Annotated in this window: 11 protein-coding genes; 4 read left to right on the plus strand and 7 right to left on the minus strand. The window is 62.6% G+C overall.

The features are described from left to right. Positions 1-328 precede the first annotated feature (328 nt). Positions 329-1,576, plus strand: coding sequence for a LysR family transcriptional regulator (locus tag J2J98_RS02370; RefSeq protein WP_207602256.1), 1,248 nt, complete (start codon positions 329-331; stop codon positions 1,574-1,576). After that, complete coding sequence (locus tag J2J98_RS02375; RefSeq protein ID WP_207602257.1) at positions 1,573-2,298, plus strand: copper homeostasis protein CutC; 726 nt, start codon at positions 1,573-1,575, stop codon at positions 2,296-2,298. The genes J2J98_RS02370 and J2J98_RS02375 overlap by 4 nt, the downstream gene beginning before the upstream one ends. A 295-nt stretch (positions 2,299-2,593) precedes the next feature. On the opposite strand, the gene J2J98_RS02380 is transcribed toward J2J98_RS02375, so the two are convergent. The 7 genes from J2J98_RS02380 to J2J98_RS02410 form a co-directional block, all read right to left on the minus strand. Next, positions 2,594-3,613 carry a zinc-binding alcohol dehydrogenase family protein gene (locus J2J98_RS02380; protein ID WP_207602258.1) on the minus strand — a complete coding sequence of 340 codons (1,020 nt, stop codon included), beginning with the start codon at positions 3,611-3,613 and terminating at the stop codon, positions 2,594-2,596. Between the two features lie 67 nt (positions 3,614-3,680). Further along, positions 3,681-4,655 (minus strand): ABC transporter permease, encoded by a 975-nt coding sequence (locus tag J2J98_RS02385; RefSeq protein WP_064707847.1) that lies wholly within the window; start codon positions 4,653-4,655, stop codon positions 3,681-3,683. Positions 4,656-4,682: 27 nt separating this feature from the next. Then, on the minus strand, positions 4,683-6,236 hold the full coding sequence (locus J2J98_RS02390; protein WP_064707848.1) for a sugar ABC transporter ATP-binding protein: 1,554 nt from the start codon (positions 6,234-6,236) through the stop codon (positions 4,683-4,685). A 103-nt stretch (positions 6,237-6,339) separates the two neighbouring features. Then, positions 6,340-7,329, minus strand: a complete 990-nt coding sequence (locus J2J98_RS02395) for an ABC transporter substrate-binding protein (RefSeq protein WP_064711730.1) — start codon at positions 7,327-7,329, stop codon at positions 6,340-6,342. 206 nt (positions 7,330-7,535) lie between these two features. Continuing rightward, positions 7,536-7,985 carry an RbsD/FucU family protein gene (locus J2J98_RS02400; RefSeq protein ID WP_207602259.1) on the minus strand — a complete coding sequence of 150 codons (450 nt, stop codon included), beginning with the start codon at positions 7,983-7,985 and terminating at the stop codon, positions 7,536-7,538. A gap of 9 nt (positions 7,986-7,994) precedes the next feature. Continuing rightward, on the minus strand, positions 7,995-9,014 hold the full coding sequence (locus J2J98_RS02405; RefSeq protein WP_064707851.1) for an aldo/keto reductase: 1,020 nt from the start codon (positions 9,012-9,014) through the stop codon (positions 7,995-7,997). 49 nt (positions 9,015-9,063) lie between these two features. Beyond that, a complete protein-coding gene (locus J2J98_RS02410; RefSeq protein WP_207602260.1) occupies positions 9,064-10,566 on the minus strand; it encodes a UxaA family hydrolase in 1,503 nt (500 codons plus the stop codon). A 238-nt stretch (positions 10,567-10,804) separates the two neighbouring features. On the opposite strand from J2J98_RS02410, the gene J2J98_RS02415 reads away from it, so the two are divergent. Then, positions 10,805-11,701, plus strand: a complete 897-nt coding sequence (locus tag J2J98_RS02415) for a GntR family transcriptional regulator (protein ID WP_064707853.1) — start codon at positions 10,805-10,807, stop codon at positions 11,699-11,701. A gap of 179 nt (positions 11,702-11,880) precedes the next feature. After that, the gene (locus J2J98_RS02420) at positions 11,881-13,830 is read left to right on the plus strand and encodes an ABC transporter ATP-binding protein/permease (protein WP_064711726.1); all 1,950 of its coding nucleotides are present in this window, start codon (positions 11,881-11,883) and stop codon (positions 13,828-13,830) included. Positions 13,831-13,835: the final 5 nt, after the last annotated feature.

The following is a 13,835-nucleotide window of genomic DNA, read 5'->3' on the forward strand; positions in this document are numbered from 1 at the left end:
GCCATCATGCCGGAATTGCGTGCGTCATGGAAATAGTGTGCCCACTCGAAAAATCGATGCAAGCCCCCTCCAGTATTTGCGGTCGCGCCGACGATTATGACGGTGAACACGGCTCCGCGCGCGGAAACGCATTCCCTTTTCTGAAGCCGGCGCGATTTGTTTTTGTCCCCTTGCGTGTTTCCACGATGTTCCGGTGCTCGCCTGCGGAAACTCCGCCGCCCCGTTTTTTATGCTGCAAACGATAGAGCGCCGATCCCCAGGCGGGGATATCTTTTTTGGCGAACACATCATATCGTCCGGTTTTTCAGCGCTTTCGGAGCGAGCTCCTTTGCATCTCGGTGCCCTTTTCATCGCCAGCCACGTCCTGGCTTCCGGTTCGGTCCGCGAGATCGCGCGCCATTTCAGGCTGTCGCCCTCCACCGTCTCGACGGCGACCCGCCAACTCGAGATCGAATTGGCGATGAAGCTGACCGAGCGCTCCTCCGGTGAACTGGCGACGCTGATCGCCAGCGGCAGGGTGCTGGAAGGGCTGACTCCGATCAGGACTGCGGTCGGTGAACTCGGACAACTGGCGGGCCACGAGGGCGCTACCGGCGAGATCTTCGAAACCTGGGCCGCACGCATTCCTATCAAGATCGTCGCGATCGAGCGTTTTCTGGAAGTGGCCGATCAGGGCAGCATCAACCGCGCTGCCCGGCGCCTTCGTCTCGGTCAGCCGCAGCTTTCGCTCCAGCTTGCCAATCTTGAGAAATTTCTCGGCCGGCGCCTGTTCGAGCGGCAGGCCCAAGGCTCGGTTCTGACCGAGGAGGGCAGGCGCGCCTACCAGATCTTCATGACGATCAGTCAGGCATGGAACGATCTGAAATCGGCCGCTGACGAGCGCTACCGGCGCGCCGCCCGGTCGCTGCGCATCGGCTCGATCATCCCGACAGGATCGGAAAGCTGGGTGGCGCGCTGCCTCGGCCTGCTTGTTTCAGAGTGGAATGCGCGCCGCAGCAACAATGCGATTTCGCTGGTCTCGATGACCGCCGACGATCTGCGCGAGGCGCTGAAGAGCGGCCGCATCGATGTCGCCATCCTGGATTCGGTCTTCGGCCTTGAAAGCTTCCGGCATCGCGAACTTCTCCAGACCGACATGGTGGTGATCGCGCCGCCTCAAAGTACGGAAACCACAGTCGCCGATCTCGTCGCCGGCCATGCGATCTGCATGCCGAGCCCGCGCACCGGCCTCGGCCATGCCGCAATGGCCTTCAGCGATGAGCGCGCATCCAACCGGCGCTTCCGCAGCCGGGATATCACCGCGGCGGATTCACTCCCCGTGATCGTCGACCTCGTCGCCAACCACGGCTACGTCTCCTTCCTCGGCCGCGTCAGCGCCATGCCGATCGCCGACAAGGTGCGCATCGTCGATCTCGACGAGCATCTGCCGATGTCCTATCACGTCGCCTTCAACCACCGGAAAGCCGCCGCCGATGCCTCTATGATGATCATCGACGCAGCGGCCAGAATGACGTCGGAGCCGGCCGCGCAGACTTTCAGGCAGCCGGCCGACGGAGACAGGGAGAGTGCCGCATGACGATCCTGCTGGAAGTCTGCGTCGACAGCGCCGAGAGCCTTGCCGCCGCGATCGAAGGCGGCGCCGGCCGCATCGAGCTCTGCTCGGCGCTGGAGCTTGGCGGCCTGACGCCGCTGCCGAGCCTGATGCGGATCGCCGCCCGGGCACCCATTCCCGTTTACGCGATGATCCGCCCGCATGCCGGCCCCTTCATTTTCGACAGCGTCGACGCGGAGGCGATGATGCTCGATATCGAGGCGGTGCGCGCCGCAGGTCTTGCCGGCGTCGTCATCGGAGCCAACCGCCAGGACGGTACGCTCGACATGGCGCTCATCCACCGTCTGAAGGCGCATGCGGCCGGCCTGGGATCGACGCTGCACCGCGCTTTCGACCTGGTGCCGGACGCCGATCAGGCGCTCGAACAGGCCATCGAGCTCGGCTGCGAACGCATCCTCACCTCCGGCTGCGCGCTGAAGGCCGCCGACGGCCTCGATATGTTGAAACGCCTTTCGGCGAAGGCGGTCGGCCGTATATCGATCATGCCCGGCAGCGGCGTCCGCCCCGCCAATGTCGGCGAAATTCTCCGCGCGACCGGTGCCCGCGAGGTGCACGGATCCTGCAGTTCGCCGGTGGAAAGCCGCGACCGGCGCGCGGTGGCTTTCGGGTTCGAGGGGAAGAATACGAACAAGACGGATATCGAGGTGGTCAGGGAGATGCGCAGGGCGATCGAGGCGGTGGGTTAGGCGTTCTGCACTCGTGACGCAAAACGGTTGCAGTCTGGAACGCGAATGAAGCGTTTGCGGCCATGGGTCCTCAGGTCAAGCCCGAGGACGACGGAGAGTGGGGGAGCCTGTGCGGCAGTACCGCAGGCGCAGCGGTTTTTTGCAGATATCGCCTTTGCCTAGGCGCTTCCCACGCAAGACAGCCCCGCACCTTGCCGGAATTCATCCGGACGTCCCGCCTCTTGCCCATTGCACATACTTGGGCCTGACCCGAGCATCCACGGGCAGCACTCCGCGCGCATGGTCCGCGCCGTACCTACCCACCAACCCGGATCACCGCCTTGATCAGGCCGCTCTTCTCATGCGCCCAGCGCGCCAGATCACGTGGCGCATCGGCAAGCCTCGTGCGATGGGTGATGAGCTTCTCCACCGGCACCAGCCCCTTCGCGATCGAATCCGCCACATGCTCGAAATCGGCGCGGGTTGCGTTGCGGCTGCCGATTAGCATCATCTCGCGCTTGTGGAACTCGGGATCGGAGAAGCGGATATCGTCCTTGACGACGCTGACCAGCACCAGTGCGCCGCCATGGGCGACGAAGGAGAAGGCTTTTTCCATCGACGGGCCGTACCCCGTCGCGTCGAAGACGACGTCGAAGCCGTCGCCGTCGGTCTTTTCCTTGACGGCATCCGCCGTTGCCTCATCGGCGACGATGCTCGAGGTGAAGCCGAAGCGTTCGGCCGCCATCTGCAGCCGCTCGGCGCTGGTATCGAGCAGCGTCACGTCATGGCCCGCGATGCGCGAGAAGATCGCCGCTCCCAGGCCGATCGGCCCTGCGCCGATGACGAGCGACCGTGCACCGGCGCCGGCCAGCGAGCGGCGTACCGCATGGGCGCCGATCGCCAGAAATTCCGTCGTCGCCGCCGCCTCGAGGCTGAGACCCCTGGCGGGATAGAGATTGTCAGCAGGAACCGAAATCTCCTCGCAGAAGGCGCCGTCGGTATGGACGCCGAGTACTCTGATATTGGTGCAGCAGTTCGGTTTACCCTGGCGGCAGGCGACACATTGACCGCAGGAGAGATAGGGGTTGACGATGACAGGCGTGCCGACCGCAAGCGCAACGCCGTCGCCCGTCTCAAGCACCGTCGCCGAGATTTCATGCCCCATCACCCGGGGATATTCGAGGAAAGGGTGCTTGCCCTCGAAAATATGATAATCCGTGCCGCAGATGCCGACATGGCTGACCGCCAGCCGCACCCAGCCGGGGGCCGGGGCGGCAGGTGATGGGCGGTCGATAATGTCGAGTACGCCGGGCTCCCGGCAAACAACTGCTTTCATGGGCGGGTCTCGCATTCCTTGAATGTGAAGAAGCCGGCCTTTTGGACCGGCTCTGTCTTTATGTCGTTCAATTGCTCCGGCGGCGGCGCAGCTGGTCGAAGAAGACGATTACGATGATCAAGAGACCGGTGATGATGCGCTGCCAGAAGGAGTTGACGTTCAGAAGGTTCGCGCCGTTGTTGATCGTTGCGAGAATGAAGGCGCCGATCAGCGGGCCGTGCACGGAACCGACCGCGCCGAACAGGCTGGTGCCGCCGATGACGGACGACGCGATCGCCTGCAGTTCCCAGCCGTCGGCCTGCGTTGCATTGCCGATCGCGATGCGTGAGGCGAGCAACACGCCGACGAAGGCGGCGAAGGAGGCCGAGAGGATATAGGCAAGATAGATCATGCCCTTGACATTGACGCCGGAAAGACGAGCGGCCTCCGCATTCGAACCGACCGCAAAGAGATAGCGGCCCCAGCGGCTCAGATGCAAGAAGACGAAGGAGGGGACCGCCACCAGGATGACCATCCAGAACAGGCTCGGAATGCCGAGGAAGTCGGCCCGGGCAAAATTGCTGAAGCTCTCGTTGGTGATGCTGATCGTCGAGCCGTTGGTGATCAGGAGGCCGATGCCGCGCAGCGATGTCAGCGTTGCCAGCGTGATGATGAAAGGGGGCAGGCCCATATGCACGATGCCGAAGCCGTGGAAAGCGCCGATTGCGACACCGATGGCGAGGGTCAGCACGATCGCTCCCCAGAGCGGTACGCCCGCTTGTAAAAGCCAGGCGATGATGACGGTGCAGAAGCCGACGATTGCTCCGACCGACAGATCGATCCCCGCGGTGATGATGACGAAGGTCTGGCCGAGCGCCAGGATCGCCGTCATCGCGCCTTGGCGCAGCAGGTTGGAAATGTTGAGCGGCGTCCAGAAGCTCGCGGTGACGAAGCCGAGCACGATCCAGAGGAAGATCAAGAGCCCGATCAGCGTCAGACCGAACAGGATGTTCATTTTCCGGCGCGGCGGCGGCGCGACGATTTCAGTGGGGGTGACAGTCATGAATTTTCTCCCTCTTATTCTTCTGGCTCAGACGCCGATCGCTTCGCTGAGCACTTGTTCATGCGTCGCCGTGTGGAAATCATGGCTCGCGACCAGCCTGCCGCCGCGGAAGACGTGCAGCCGGTCGGCCAGTTCGTAGACCTCGGGCAGATAGGACGAGATCAGGATGATGCCGGCCCCCTCCTTCAAAAGCTTGGCGAACAGCCGGTAGATTTCCGCCTTGGTGCCGACGTCGACGCCGACGGTGGGTTCATCGAAAATGAACAGCCGGGCGCCGTGGCTCAGCCATTTGCCGATGACGATCTTCTGCTGGTTGCCGCCAGACATGCTTGAGGCCGGAACGCGCCGGCTCGGCGTCTTGATGCTGAGATCACGGATCTGCTTGTCGGCATTGGCAGATTCGCGCGCGTGATTGATGACAGGCCCGTGGCTGAGGCGCCCGAACACCGGCAGGTTGATGTTGAGGCCGATCGGCAGGTTGAGACAAAGCCCCTGGTCGCGTCGGCTTTCGGGCGCGAGCGCAATGCCGAGTTCCATTGCCGTGCGTTCGTTCCTGATGTCGACGGGCTTGCCCATCCACCGGATGTCGCCGGCGCTAATCGGCTGGCGCCCGTAGAGGCCGAGCGCGAACTCGCTGCGGCCGGCGCCGATCAGGCCGTAGAGGCCGACGATCTGTCCCGCCTTGACGCTGAGCGACACGTCCTCGAAGCCCGGGCCCGAAAGACCGTTGACCTCGACGATCGTTTCGCCGAAGGCGATCTCTTCCTTGTGGTAGATCTGTTCGATTGAGCGGTTGATCATCAGTGCGATCAGCTCGGCATCGTTGGTCTCGCCAATCAGCCGCGTGCCGACATGCGTGCCGTCGCGCAGCACCGAGACACGATCGGCCAGTTCGAAGACCTCCTCCATGCGGTGGCTGATGTAGACGATGGTGACGCCTTCGCCCTGCAGGCGGCGGATCAGCTTGAACAGCTGCGCCGATTCCTGGCGGGTGAGATAGGCGGTGGGTTCGTCGAAGATCAGGAACTGCGTGCCGCGCATGGCCGCGCGCGCTGTTGCCACCAGCTGCTGCTGGCCGATCGTCAGCGAACTTAAAAGCGCGCCTGCCGGCAGGCCGAAGCCGAGATCGTCGAGCACGGCCTGCGCCATCTTCTCCATCTGCTTCTTGCGCATGAGGCCATAGCGATTGACTTCGTCGCCAAGGAAAAGGTTGGCGGCGACCGTCAGATGCGGGCAGAGCACCACTTCCTGATGGACGGCATTGATGCCGCGGGCGATCGCCTCGTTCGGCGTCGACAGCCCCACCGGATGGCCGCACCACAGCACCTCGCCGGCCGTGCGGGTGATGACGCCGGTAAGCAATTTGATGAGGGTGGATTTGCCCGCGCCGTTTTCGCCGACGATCGCATGGATTTCGCCCGCGAGGAAGGTCATCGTCGCCGGCTTCAGCGCCTGCACATGACCGTAATTCTTCTGCAGACCTTTCAGTTCGAGGATGGGCGATCCGGCGGGAACACGATTGGCTTCTTTCAGCGTGGCGCTGTCATCATGGCGATGACTGACCTCTTCCAGTCCGATCATGGACTCTCCTCCTCTTGTCGCGTCTGTTCCATCCCCTGGTGAACCATACCATGGATGGAAAAGGCCGCGCCGGTTTTTGAAGCCGGCGCGGCCGCCTGTCGTTTTACTTGATCTTCGGGTTCAAGAGCGCGTCGATCTTCGGATCGGCCATGTTCGCCTTGGTGACGAGGTTGGCGCCGGTATCGACATTTTCCGGAACCTTCTCGCCCTTGGAGACGGCAAGTGCGGTCTTGATGCCGTCATAGCCCATGCGATAGGGGTCCTGGACGACGAGGCCGGCGATCGCGCCGTCCTTGAGGAAGCCGACCGTCTTGTCGTCACTGTCGAAGCCGATCACCTTGATCTTGTCGCCGAGCTTGTTTTCGGCGATCGCCTGGCCGACGCCCTGCGCCAGGATCAGGTTGGAGGCGAAGACGCCGACGAGGTTCGGGTTTGCCGTAATCAGGTCGGTCATCATGTTGAGACCGGTCGTCGCCTGGCCGTCGCCATACTTGTCGGCGATGACCTTCAGACCCGGATATTTGGTCTTGATCTGATCCAGGAAGCCTTCGCGGCGCTGCTCCAGCGAACCAACGCCCGGCAGGTTGGTCAGGATCACGATGTCGCCTTCTTCCTTGCCCGTCATCTCCTTGATGGCGGCGGCAAGACCGTCGGCGGCGATGCGTCCGCCCTGGACGTTGTCGGTCGTCAGGAACGACTTGAACGCCTTGGAGTCGGCGCCCGAGTCGATACCGATGATCGGGACTGACTTGGCAGCTTCGTCGATCGGCTTGCCGAGTGCCTTGAACTCGGTCGGCGAGATGACGATTGCGGCCGGCTTGCCGGCGACGGCATTCTCAAGAATGCTGATCTGGCCGTTGATATCGGATTCCGCCTGGGCGCCAAGCTCCGGCACGTTGACGCCGAGATCCTTGCCGGCCTTGCGGGCGCCCGCCAGAACGATCTGCCAGTAGAAGGACGTGGTGTCCTTGACGATGATCGGGATCGTCACATCGGCGGCAAAGGACGTGACCGGCATCGCCGTGGCGATGACGGCGGCACCCGCGAGCGCGGTAAAGGCGCGGCGCGACAGAATGGATTTCACGATGCTCATAAAGGTTCTCCTCTCAGGATGCGTTCTCCTCCAAATAAACCGGACCGCTGAACGCTGGCGGAAGGTTTTTATCGATAAAAAACATTTGCAGGCAGAAGCTAGCCGACGCGCATTCAAATTGCAAGGGCGTCGAACGCGCTTTTTTACTCCGGAAAACTCCCTCCAAGCACCTGATTTTATTTCATTACAACGATAGCCTAAAATAGCTACCGGCTCGGTTCGACCTCGTGCGGGTGCACGACGCCCTTTTTTAAAATCAAATTCCCGTACAGCCGGAATTCCGTCGTCGCGACAATATAGGCAGCCTTGCGGGCCATGGCGTAGAAGGCAAAACGCTCCACCGGGACGATACGGAAATCGCCAGCGCGCTTCGAGACGATCTGCTGGAACTCCGCGCACACTTCGGGCACGGCGCCGGGGTCACCCACCACCTCCATCCGCCATGCCGTTTCCGGCACGAAGGTGTCGAGCGGCATATGCGACAGGATCGCTGCGGCCATGTCGGTAGCGCTGACGCCGTCGGCGCGGATGACAGGCGGTCCCATCGAGCCTGCAGGGAAATTGGCGTCGGCGATGACGATGTCGTCGCCATGCCCCATCGTTTTCAGCGCATGGAGCAGGTCAGGACCGAGCAGCGGATGAATACCCTTGAGCATGGTGTCTCCTCAGACCCGGACCGCTTCGGTGCCGAGCGGCGGTGCGGTGAGCGTATAGGGCTCGAATTCGGCAAAGATGCCATCGGCAAGCGGCGGCGCGACGATTTCCATGTTGCGCGTCAGGCTCGAAGGCTTCGCCGTGCCGATCAGCACCGAGGCGACGATCGGATCGCGCAGCGGAAACTGCATGGCGGCGGCCGCGAGCGGCACGCCGTGGCGCTTGGCGATCGCCTCCATCGCGCCGACCTTGGCAAGCACATCCTCGCTGGCCGGCATATAATCGAAATGCGAGCCCGGCACCGGGCCGGTGGCGAGGATGCCGGAGTTGAAGACGCCGCCGACGACGAGCGACGTGCCCTTCTGCCGGCAGAGCGGCAGGAGTTCCTCCACCGCAGAGCGGTCGAGCAGCGTATAGCGGCCGGCAAGCAGAATGCAGTCGAGGTCGGCATGGCGCATGACTTCGAGGCAGACCGGCACTTCGTTGACGCCGAGGCCGAAGGCGGAGATCGCGCCGGAAGACTTCAGCTCCTCCAGCGCCTTCACGCCGGAATCGAGCAATTGCTTCTGGTAGACCGCATTCTTGGCTGCGCCATGCGTATAGACGCCGATATCGTGCACATAGAGAATGTCGATGCGGTTGAGGCCAAGGCGCGCATAGCTGAACTCGACCGAGCGCATGATGCCATCATAGGAATAGTCGTAATCGGCGTCGAAGGAGAGCGGATCGACATAGCTGTAATCCGGTACCATTCCCGTCGGCACCGGCCGAAGCAGCCGGCCGACCTTGGTGGAAAGCACGTAAGCGCCGTCCGCCTGGTCGCGCAGGAAATCGCCGACGCGCCGTTCGGCAAGGCCGAGGCCGTACCAGGGGGCGACGTCGAAATAGCGGATGCCGCTGTCCCAGGCGGCCTGCAGCGTTTCCATCGCCTGATCGCGCGGGCATGCGCGGTAGAGGCCGCCGAGCGGCGCCGCGCCGTAGCTGATCTCCGTCACCTCAAGCCCGGTCTTGCCGATCCGTCTCGTTTCCATCATGCATCCTCAGGAACTGCGTAAAATCAAACTGTTAGGTTACCGCAATCTAGAGCGTCGCACCGAGATGCCAAGGCACGAACTCATTATCGCCGTAACCGAAGATTTCGCTCTTGGTCTTCTTGCCCGAGGCCGTGTCGACGATCAGATCGAAGATCTCGCGGCCCTTGCCACTGATCGTCGCGTCGCCGGTGGCGATCGTGCCGCAATCGATGTCCATGTCCTCTTCCATCGAGGCATAGAGCGCCGAATTGCTCGATAGCTTCAGCGACGGCGCCGGCCGGCAGCCGAAGCAGCTGCCGCGGCCGGTGGTAAAGGCGATCATGTTGGCGCCGCCCGCTACCTGGCCGGTTGCCGAAACCGGATCATAGCCGGGCGTGTCCATGAACACGAGGCCGGGAGCGGTCACCCGTTCGGCATAGCCATAGACCGCCGTCAGCGGCGAGCGGCCGCCCTTGGCGACGGCACCGAGCGATTTTTCGAGGATGGTGGTGAGCCCGCCGCGCTTGTTGCCGGGCGAGGGATTGTTGTCGAGCGAGGCGCCGTGCAGGGCGACATAATCTTCCCACCAGGCAATTTTCTCGTCGAGTTTCCTCGCCACCTCGTCGCTGACAGCGCGGCTGCGCAGCAGATGCTCGGCGCCGTAGATTTCCGAAGTCTCCGACAGGATCGCCGTGCCGCCGGCCGCCGCCAGGAGATCGGCAGCGACACCGAGCGCCGGATTGGCGGTGATGCCGGAAAAACCGTCCGAGCCGCCGCATTGCAGGCCGATGATGATCTCGCCGATCGAGATCGGCACGCGCTTTTCCCTGCCGACATCGGCGGCGATCTCGCGCAGCACGCCCATGGCGCGCTCGACCGCGCGGCGCGAACCACCGGCATCCTGGATGTTGAAATGCCGCTTGGAGGCGCCAGCACCGCTCTGGCCGTAGAGCGTCAGCTGGTTGACCTCGCAGCCGAGGCCGATCATCAGCACGCCGCCGAAATTGACATGCCTCGTATAGCCGGCAAGCGTCCGGTGCAGCACGTTCATGCCGTCGCCGGTCGAGCTCATGCCGCAGCCCTGGTCATGGACGATCGGCACAAAACCGTCGATGCCGTCGTAATGCGGCAGGATCGACCGGTTCGCCTCGTCGGCGATCGCCCGGCAGACGGTGGTGGAACAGTTCACGCTGGCGATGATGCCGATATAGTTGCGCGTCGCCGCCCGCCCGTCGGCGCGGCGATAGCCCATGAAGGTGCGCGCCTTGTCCTCGGCGCTTGCTTCTTCCGGCGCCGAATTGGCGGTGACGGCGAGCCGGTCGTTTTCAAAGTGCAGATTATGGCTGTGCACATGGTCGCCGGCCTTGACTTCGGAGGTGGTGCGACCGATCGCCTGCCCATACTTCACCACGGCGGACCCAAGCGGAATATCGGCGATCGCCACCTTATGGCCCGGTTCGATCTTCTGGCGGGCCTCGACGCCGGCTACCGTCGAGCCCTCAGCGATGGCGGACGTTGCGACCGCGACATTGTCGCCGGCCGACAGGATGATCCATGGCTGCTTGTCCAATCTCTTCTCCCTGAAGGAAACGCTCGCTGCATCGGCGAATGCGATTGATTTTGTTTTTTATCTACAATAAACATTTTGGAGTCAACGGGTATATTGATCCTGTGGACGAGGGAGGCAATGCGCCGCAGACGATCGGAAATACGCTAATGGATTTTTGAACAAGCTCCGGTCGGGCGCCTTTTTCGCTTTTTGAAGCGAAACGGAAATCCCGGCACGCGGGCGGAAAGCGGGGGATCTGATGGCAAGGCAGAACACGGTCTTCAAGGAAGCATACAACAGGTATGCCGCTGCCCTGCGCACGGATACGGCGCTGCCGTCGGAACCGGAGATCGCGGCGCAGCTCGGCGTCAGCCGTTCCACCGCGCGCGCCATCCTCACCCGCCTCAGCGATGAAGGCATCATCCGCTGGAACAAGCGTCAGAAGATCGTGCTGCGCGATCCGACCGACCGCGACCTCTTTCCCTCCGAAGAGACGGATTCGCTGCATGACATCATCGAGCGCAGCTTCATGCGGCGCATCCTCGCTGATGACGCTGCCCCGGGCATGCAGATCAACGAGCTGGAGCTTGCCCGCGAGATCGGCACCGGCACGACGAGCGTGCGCGAATTCCTGATCCGCTTCTCCCGATTCGGCCTGATCGAAAAGCGGCCGAACAGCCATTGGACGCTGAAGGGCTTCACCCGCGAATTCGCGCTCGAACTTGCCGATGTCCGAGAGATGTTCGAGCTGCATTCTGCCGCCGAATTCGGCAGGCTTCCCCGAGACAATCAGGCCTGGGCCGATCTTGCCGCCATGCGTGAGGAACATCTCGCCATGCTTGCCGACATCAACCAGCGTTTCAAGGATTTCTCCGTCCTCGACGAGCGCTTCCACCTTTTGATCCACCGCGCTTCGAAGAACCGCTTCATTGCCGATTTCTACGATGCGATCGCCATCATCTTCCACTATCATTACCAGTGGAACAAGACCGCTGCCCGCGAGCGCAACGAGCGCGCCATCCACGAACATCTGGATTATATCGCGGCGCTGGAATCCGGCGACCAGGCAGCAATCGAGAAGGCCTGCCGCGTCCACCTGCGCTCAGCCCGCCAGACCCTCCTGCAATCTCTGCCGAATGTGAGCGACAACGGCTGAGGCAAGGCAGGCAACCCGCTCGACTGCGACCTTGTGGAGCATTGCGACATTGGATGACCCCTTCGGGGCATAAGAGTGACGGCTCTCCGCCGGCCTTGCGGCGACGCCTCCCTTCTCGCGCATTCAATGACCGGCGCCGCGCCATGAAACCTTCTGATTTGCAAGCCGTTATCGTGCTTATGACCGACGTTAAACTCAACCCGAAATCGGTCGAAGGCACCGAGCAGGACGGTGCCGAGAAGTCGCGCCAGGAGAGGGCTTCGACTGTCGAGATCGCGCCGCCGCCGGATGTCATCGAACCCAGTCCGGAGCTCACGCCTGAGGAGGCCGAGCAGGCACGCAAGCGATATTTGCTGAGGCGTTTCTGGATCAGCGCCCGCCGCTACTGGGGCAGCAGTGGCGACAGGCTTGCATGGCCGTGCTCCATCGGCCTGTTGGTGATGATCTGCATGAATGTCGGCTTTCAATATGGGATCAATCGCTGGAACCGCGGGATCTTCGATGCCATCGAGCGACACGACGCCGCCACCGTCTATTACCTGAGCGCCGTATTCGTGCCGCTGGTGCTCGGAAGCGTCGCCCTTGTCACCGCACAAGTCTATGTCCGTATGATGATTCAGCGCCGCTGGCGGTCCTGGCTAACGGCGGCGGTGATCGCTCGCTGGCTCGCCAACGGCCGCTATTATCAGCTGAACCTGATCGGCGGCGATCACAAAAATCCCGAGGCGCGCATCTCGGAGGATTTGCGGATTGCCACCGAAGCGCCGGTCGATTTCATCGCCGGCGTCATTTCGGCATTTCTGTCGGCCTCGACCTTCATCGTGGTGCTTTGGACGATCGGCGGAGCGCTCACCCTTCCGGTCGCAGGGTCGACTATCACCATTCCCGGCTTTCTCGTCGTCACTGCGGTTCTCTATGCCGTGATCACCTCAACCGTGATCGCCGTCATCGGCCGCCACTTCGTCAGGGTTTCCGAGGTCAAGAACCAGGTGGAAGCTGAGCTCCGTTACACGCTGACCCGTGTGCGGGAAAACGGCGAGAGCATCGCCTTGCTTGGCGGAGAGGAAGAGGAGCGTAGCGACCTCGACAAGACATTTTCCAATGTGCTCAGGCAATGGGCGCTGCTTGCGCGCCAGCACATGCGCACGACCTTCGTCTCGCACGGATCGATGCTGATTGCGCCTGTCGTGCCGCTCCTGCTATGCGCGCCGAAGTTTCTGGCAGGCGGTATGACGCTTGGCGAGGTCATGCAGGCTGCCTCCGCCTTCGCCATCGTTCAGACTGCGTTCGGATGGCTGGTCGACAACTACCCGCGTCTTGCCGACTGGAACGCCTGCGCGCGGCGCGTCGCCTCGCTGATGATGTCGCTCGACGGTCTCGAGCGCGCCGAACAGAGCGACACTCTCGGACGCATCAAGCACGGTGAAACTGAGGGCAATGCGATCCTGAACTTGAATGATCTCTCGGTATCTCTCGATGACGGCACCGCGGTGGTCAAGGAAACCCAGGTCGAGATCGCGCCGGGCGAGCGGGTGCTCGTGGCAGGCGAATCCGGCTCGGGCAAGAGCACGCTGGTGCGTGCCATCGCCGGTCTTTGGCCCTGGGGTCACGGCAGCGTCGATTTCCACGGCGACCGCCGCCTGTTCATGTTGCCGCAGCGGCCCTATATTCCGTCCGGGACGCTTCGCCGCGCCGTGGCCTACCCCCGCGCCGCCGACAGCTGGACGCCCGAGGAAATCAGGGCCGCCCTTGCCAAGGTGGGACTGGATTATCTGAGGGAAAAGATCGAGGAGGACGCGCCATGGGACCAGATTCTCTCGGGCGGCGAAAAGCAGCGGCTCGCCTTTGCGCGGCTGCTATTGCACCATCCCGATATTATCGTGCTCGACGAAGCAACCTCGGCGCTCGATGAGAAGAGCCAGGACAAGATGATGGAGACGGTGATCAATGAAATGCCGACGGTCACCATCATCAGCGTGGCGCATCGCGCCGAGCTGGAAGCCTTCCATAGCCGCAAGATCACCCTCGAGCGGCGCAAGGGCGGCGCCAAGCTCGTCAGCGATATCGATCTTGTCCAGCGCAAGGGAAGACGGAACCTGATCCTGCGCGTTTTGGACAACCGCCGCTAGCTCAC

The sequence above is a fragment of the Rhizobium bangladeshense genome (genome assembly GCF_017357245.1).
GTDB lineage: Bacteria > Pseudomonadota > Alphaproteobacteria > Rhizobiales > Rhizobiaceae > Rhizobium > Rhizobium bangladeshense.

Coding starts and splice junctions, on each gene's coding strand:
- J2J98_RS02380 (WP_207602258.1), bottom strand. CDS start 3,613: ATGAAAGCAGTTGTTTGCCGGGAGCCCGGCGTACTCGACATTATCGAC.
- J2J98_RS02390 (WP_064707848.1), bottom strand. CDS start 6,236: ATGATCGGACTGGAAGAGGTCAGTCATCGCCATGATGACAGCGCCACG.
- J2J98_RS02375 (WP_207602257.1), top strand. CDS start 1,573: ATGACGATCCTGCTGGAAGTCTGCGTCGACAGCGCCGAGAGCCTTGCC.
- J2J98_RS02395 (WP_064711730.1), bottom strand. CDS start 7,329: ATGAGCATCGTGAAATCCATTCTGTCGCGCCGCGCCTTTACCGCGCTC.
- J2J98_RS02420 (WP_064711726.1), top strand. CDS start 11,881: ATGACCGACGTTAAACTCAACCCGAAATCGGTCGAAGGCACCGAGCAG.
- J2J98_RS02405 (WP_064707851.1), bottom strand. CDS start 9,014: ATGGAAACGAGACGGATCGGCAAGACCGGGCTTGAGGTGACGGAGATC.
- J2J98_RS02385 (WP_064707847.1), bottom strand. CDS start 4,655: ATGACTGTCACCCCCACTGAAATCGTCGCGCCGCCGCCGCGCCGGAAA.
- J2J98_RS02400 (WP_207602259.1), bottom strand. CDS start 7,985: ATGCTCAAGGGTATTCATCCGCTGCTCGGTCCTGACCTGCTCCATGCG.
- J2J98_RS02415 (WP_064707853.1), top strand. CDS start 10,805: ATGGCAAGGCAGAACACGGTCTTCAAGGAAGCATACAACAGGTATGCC.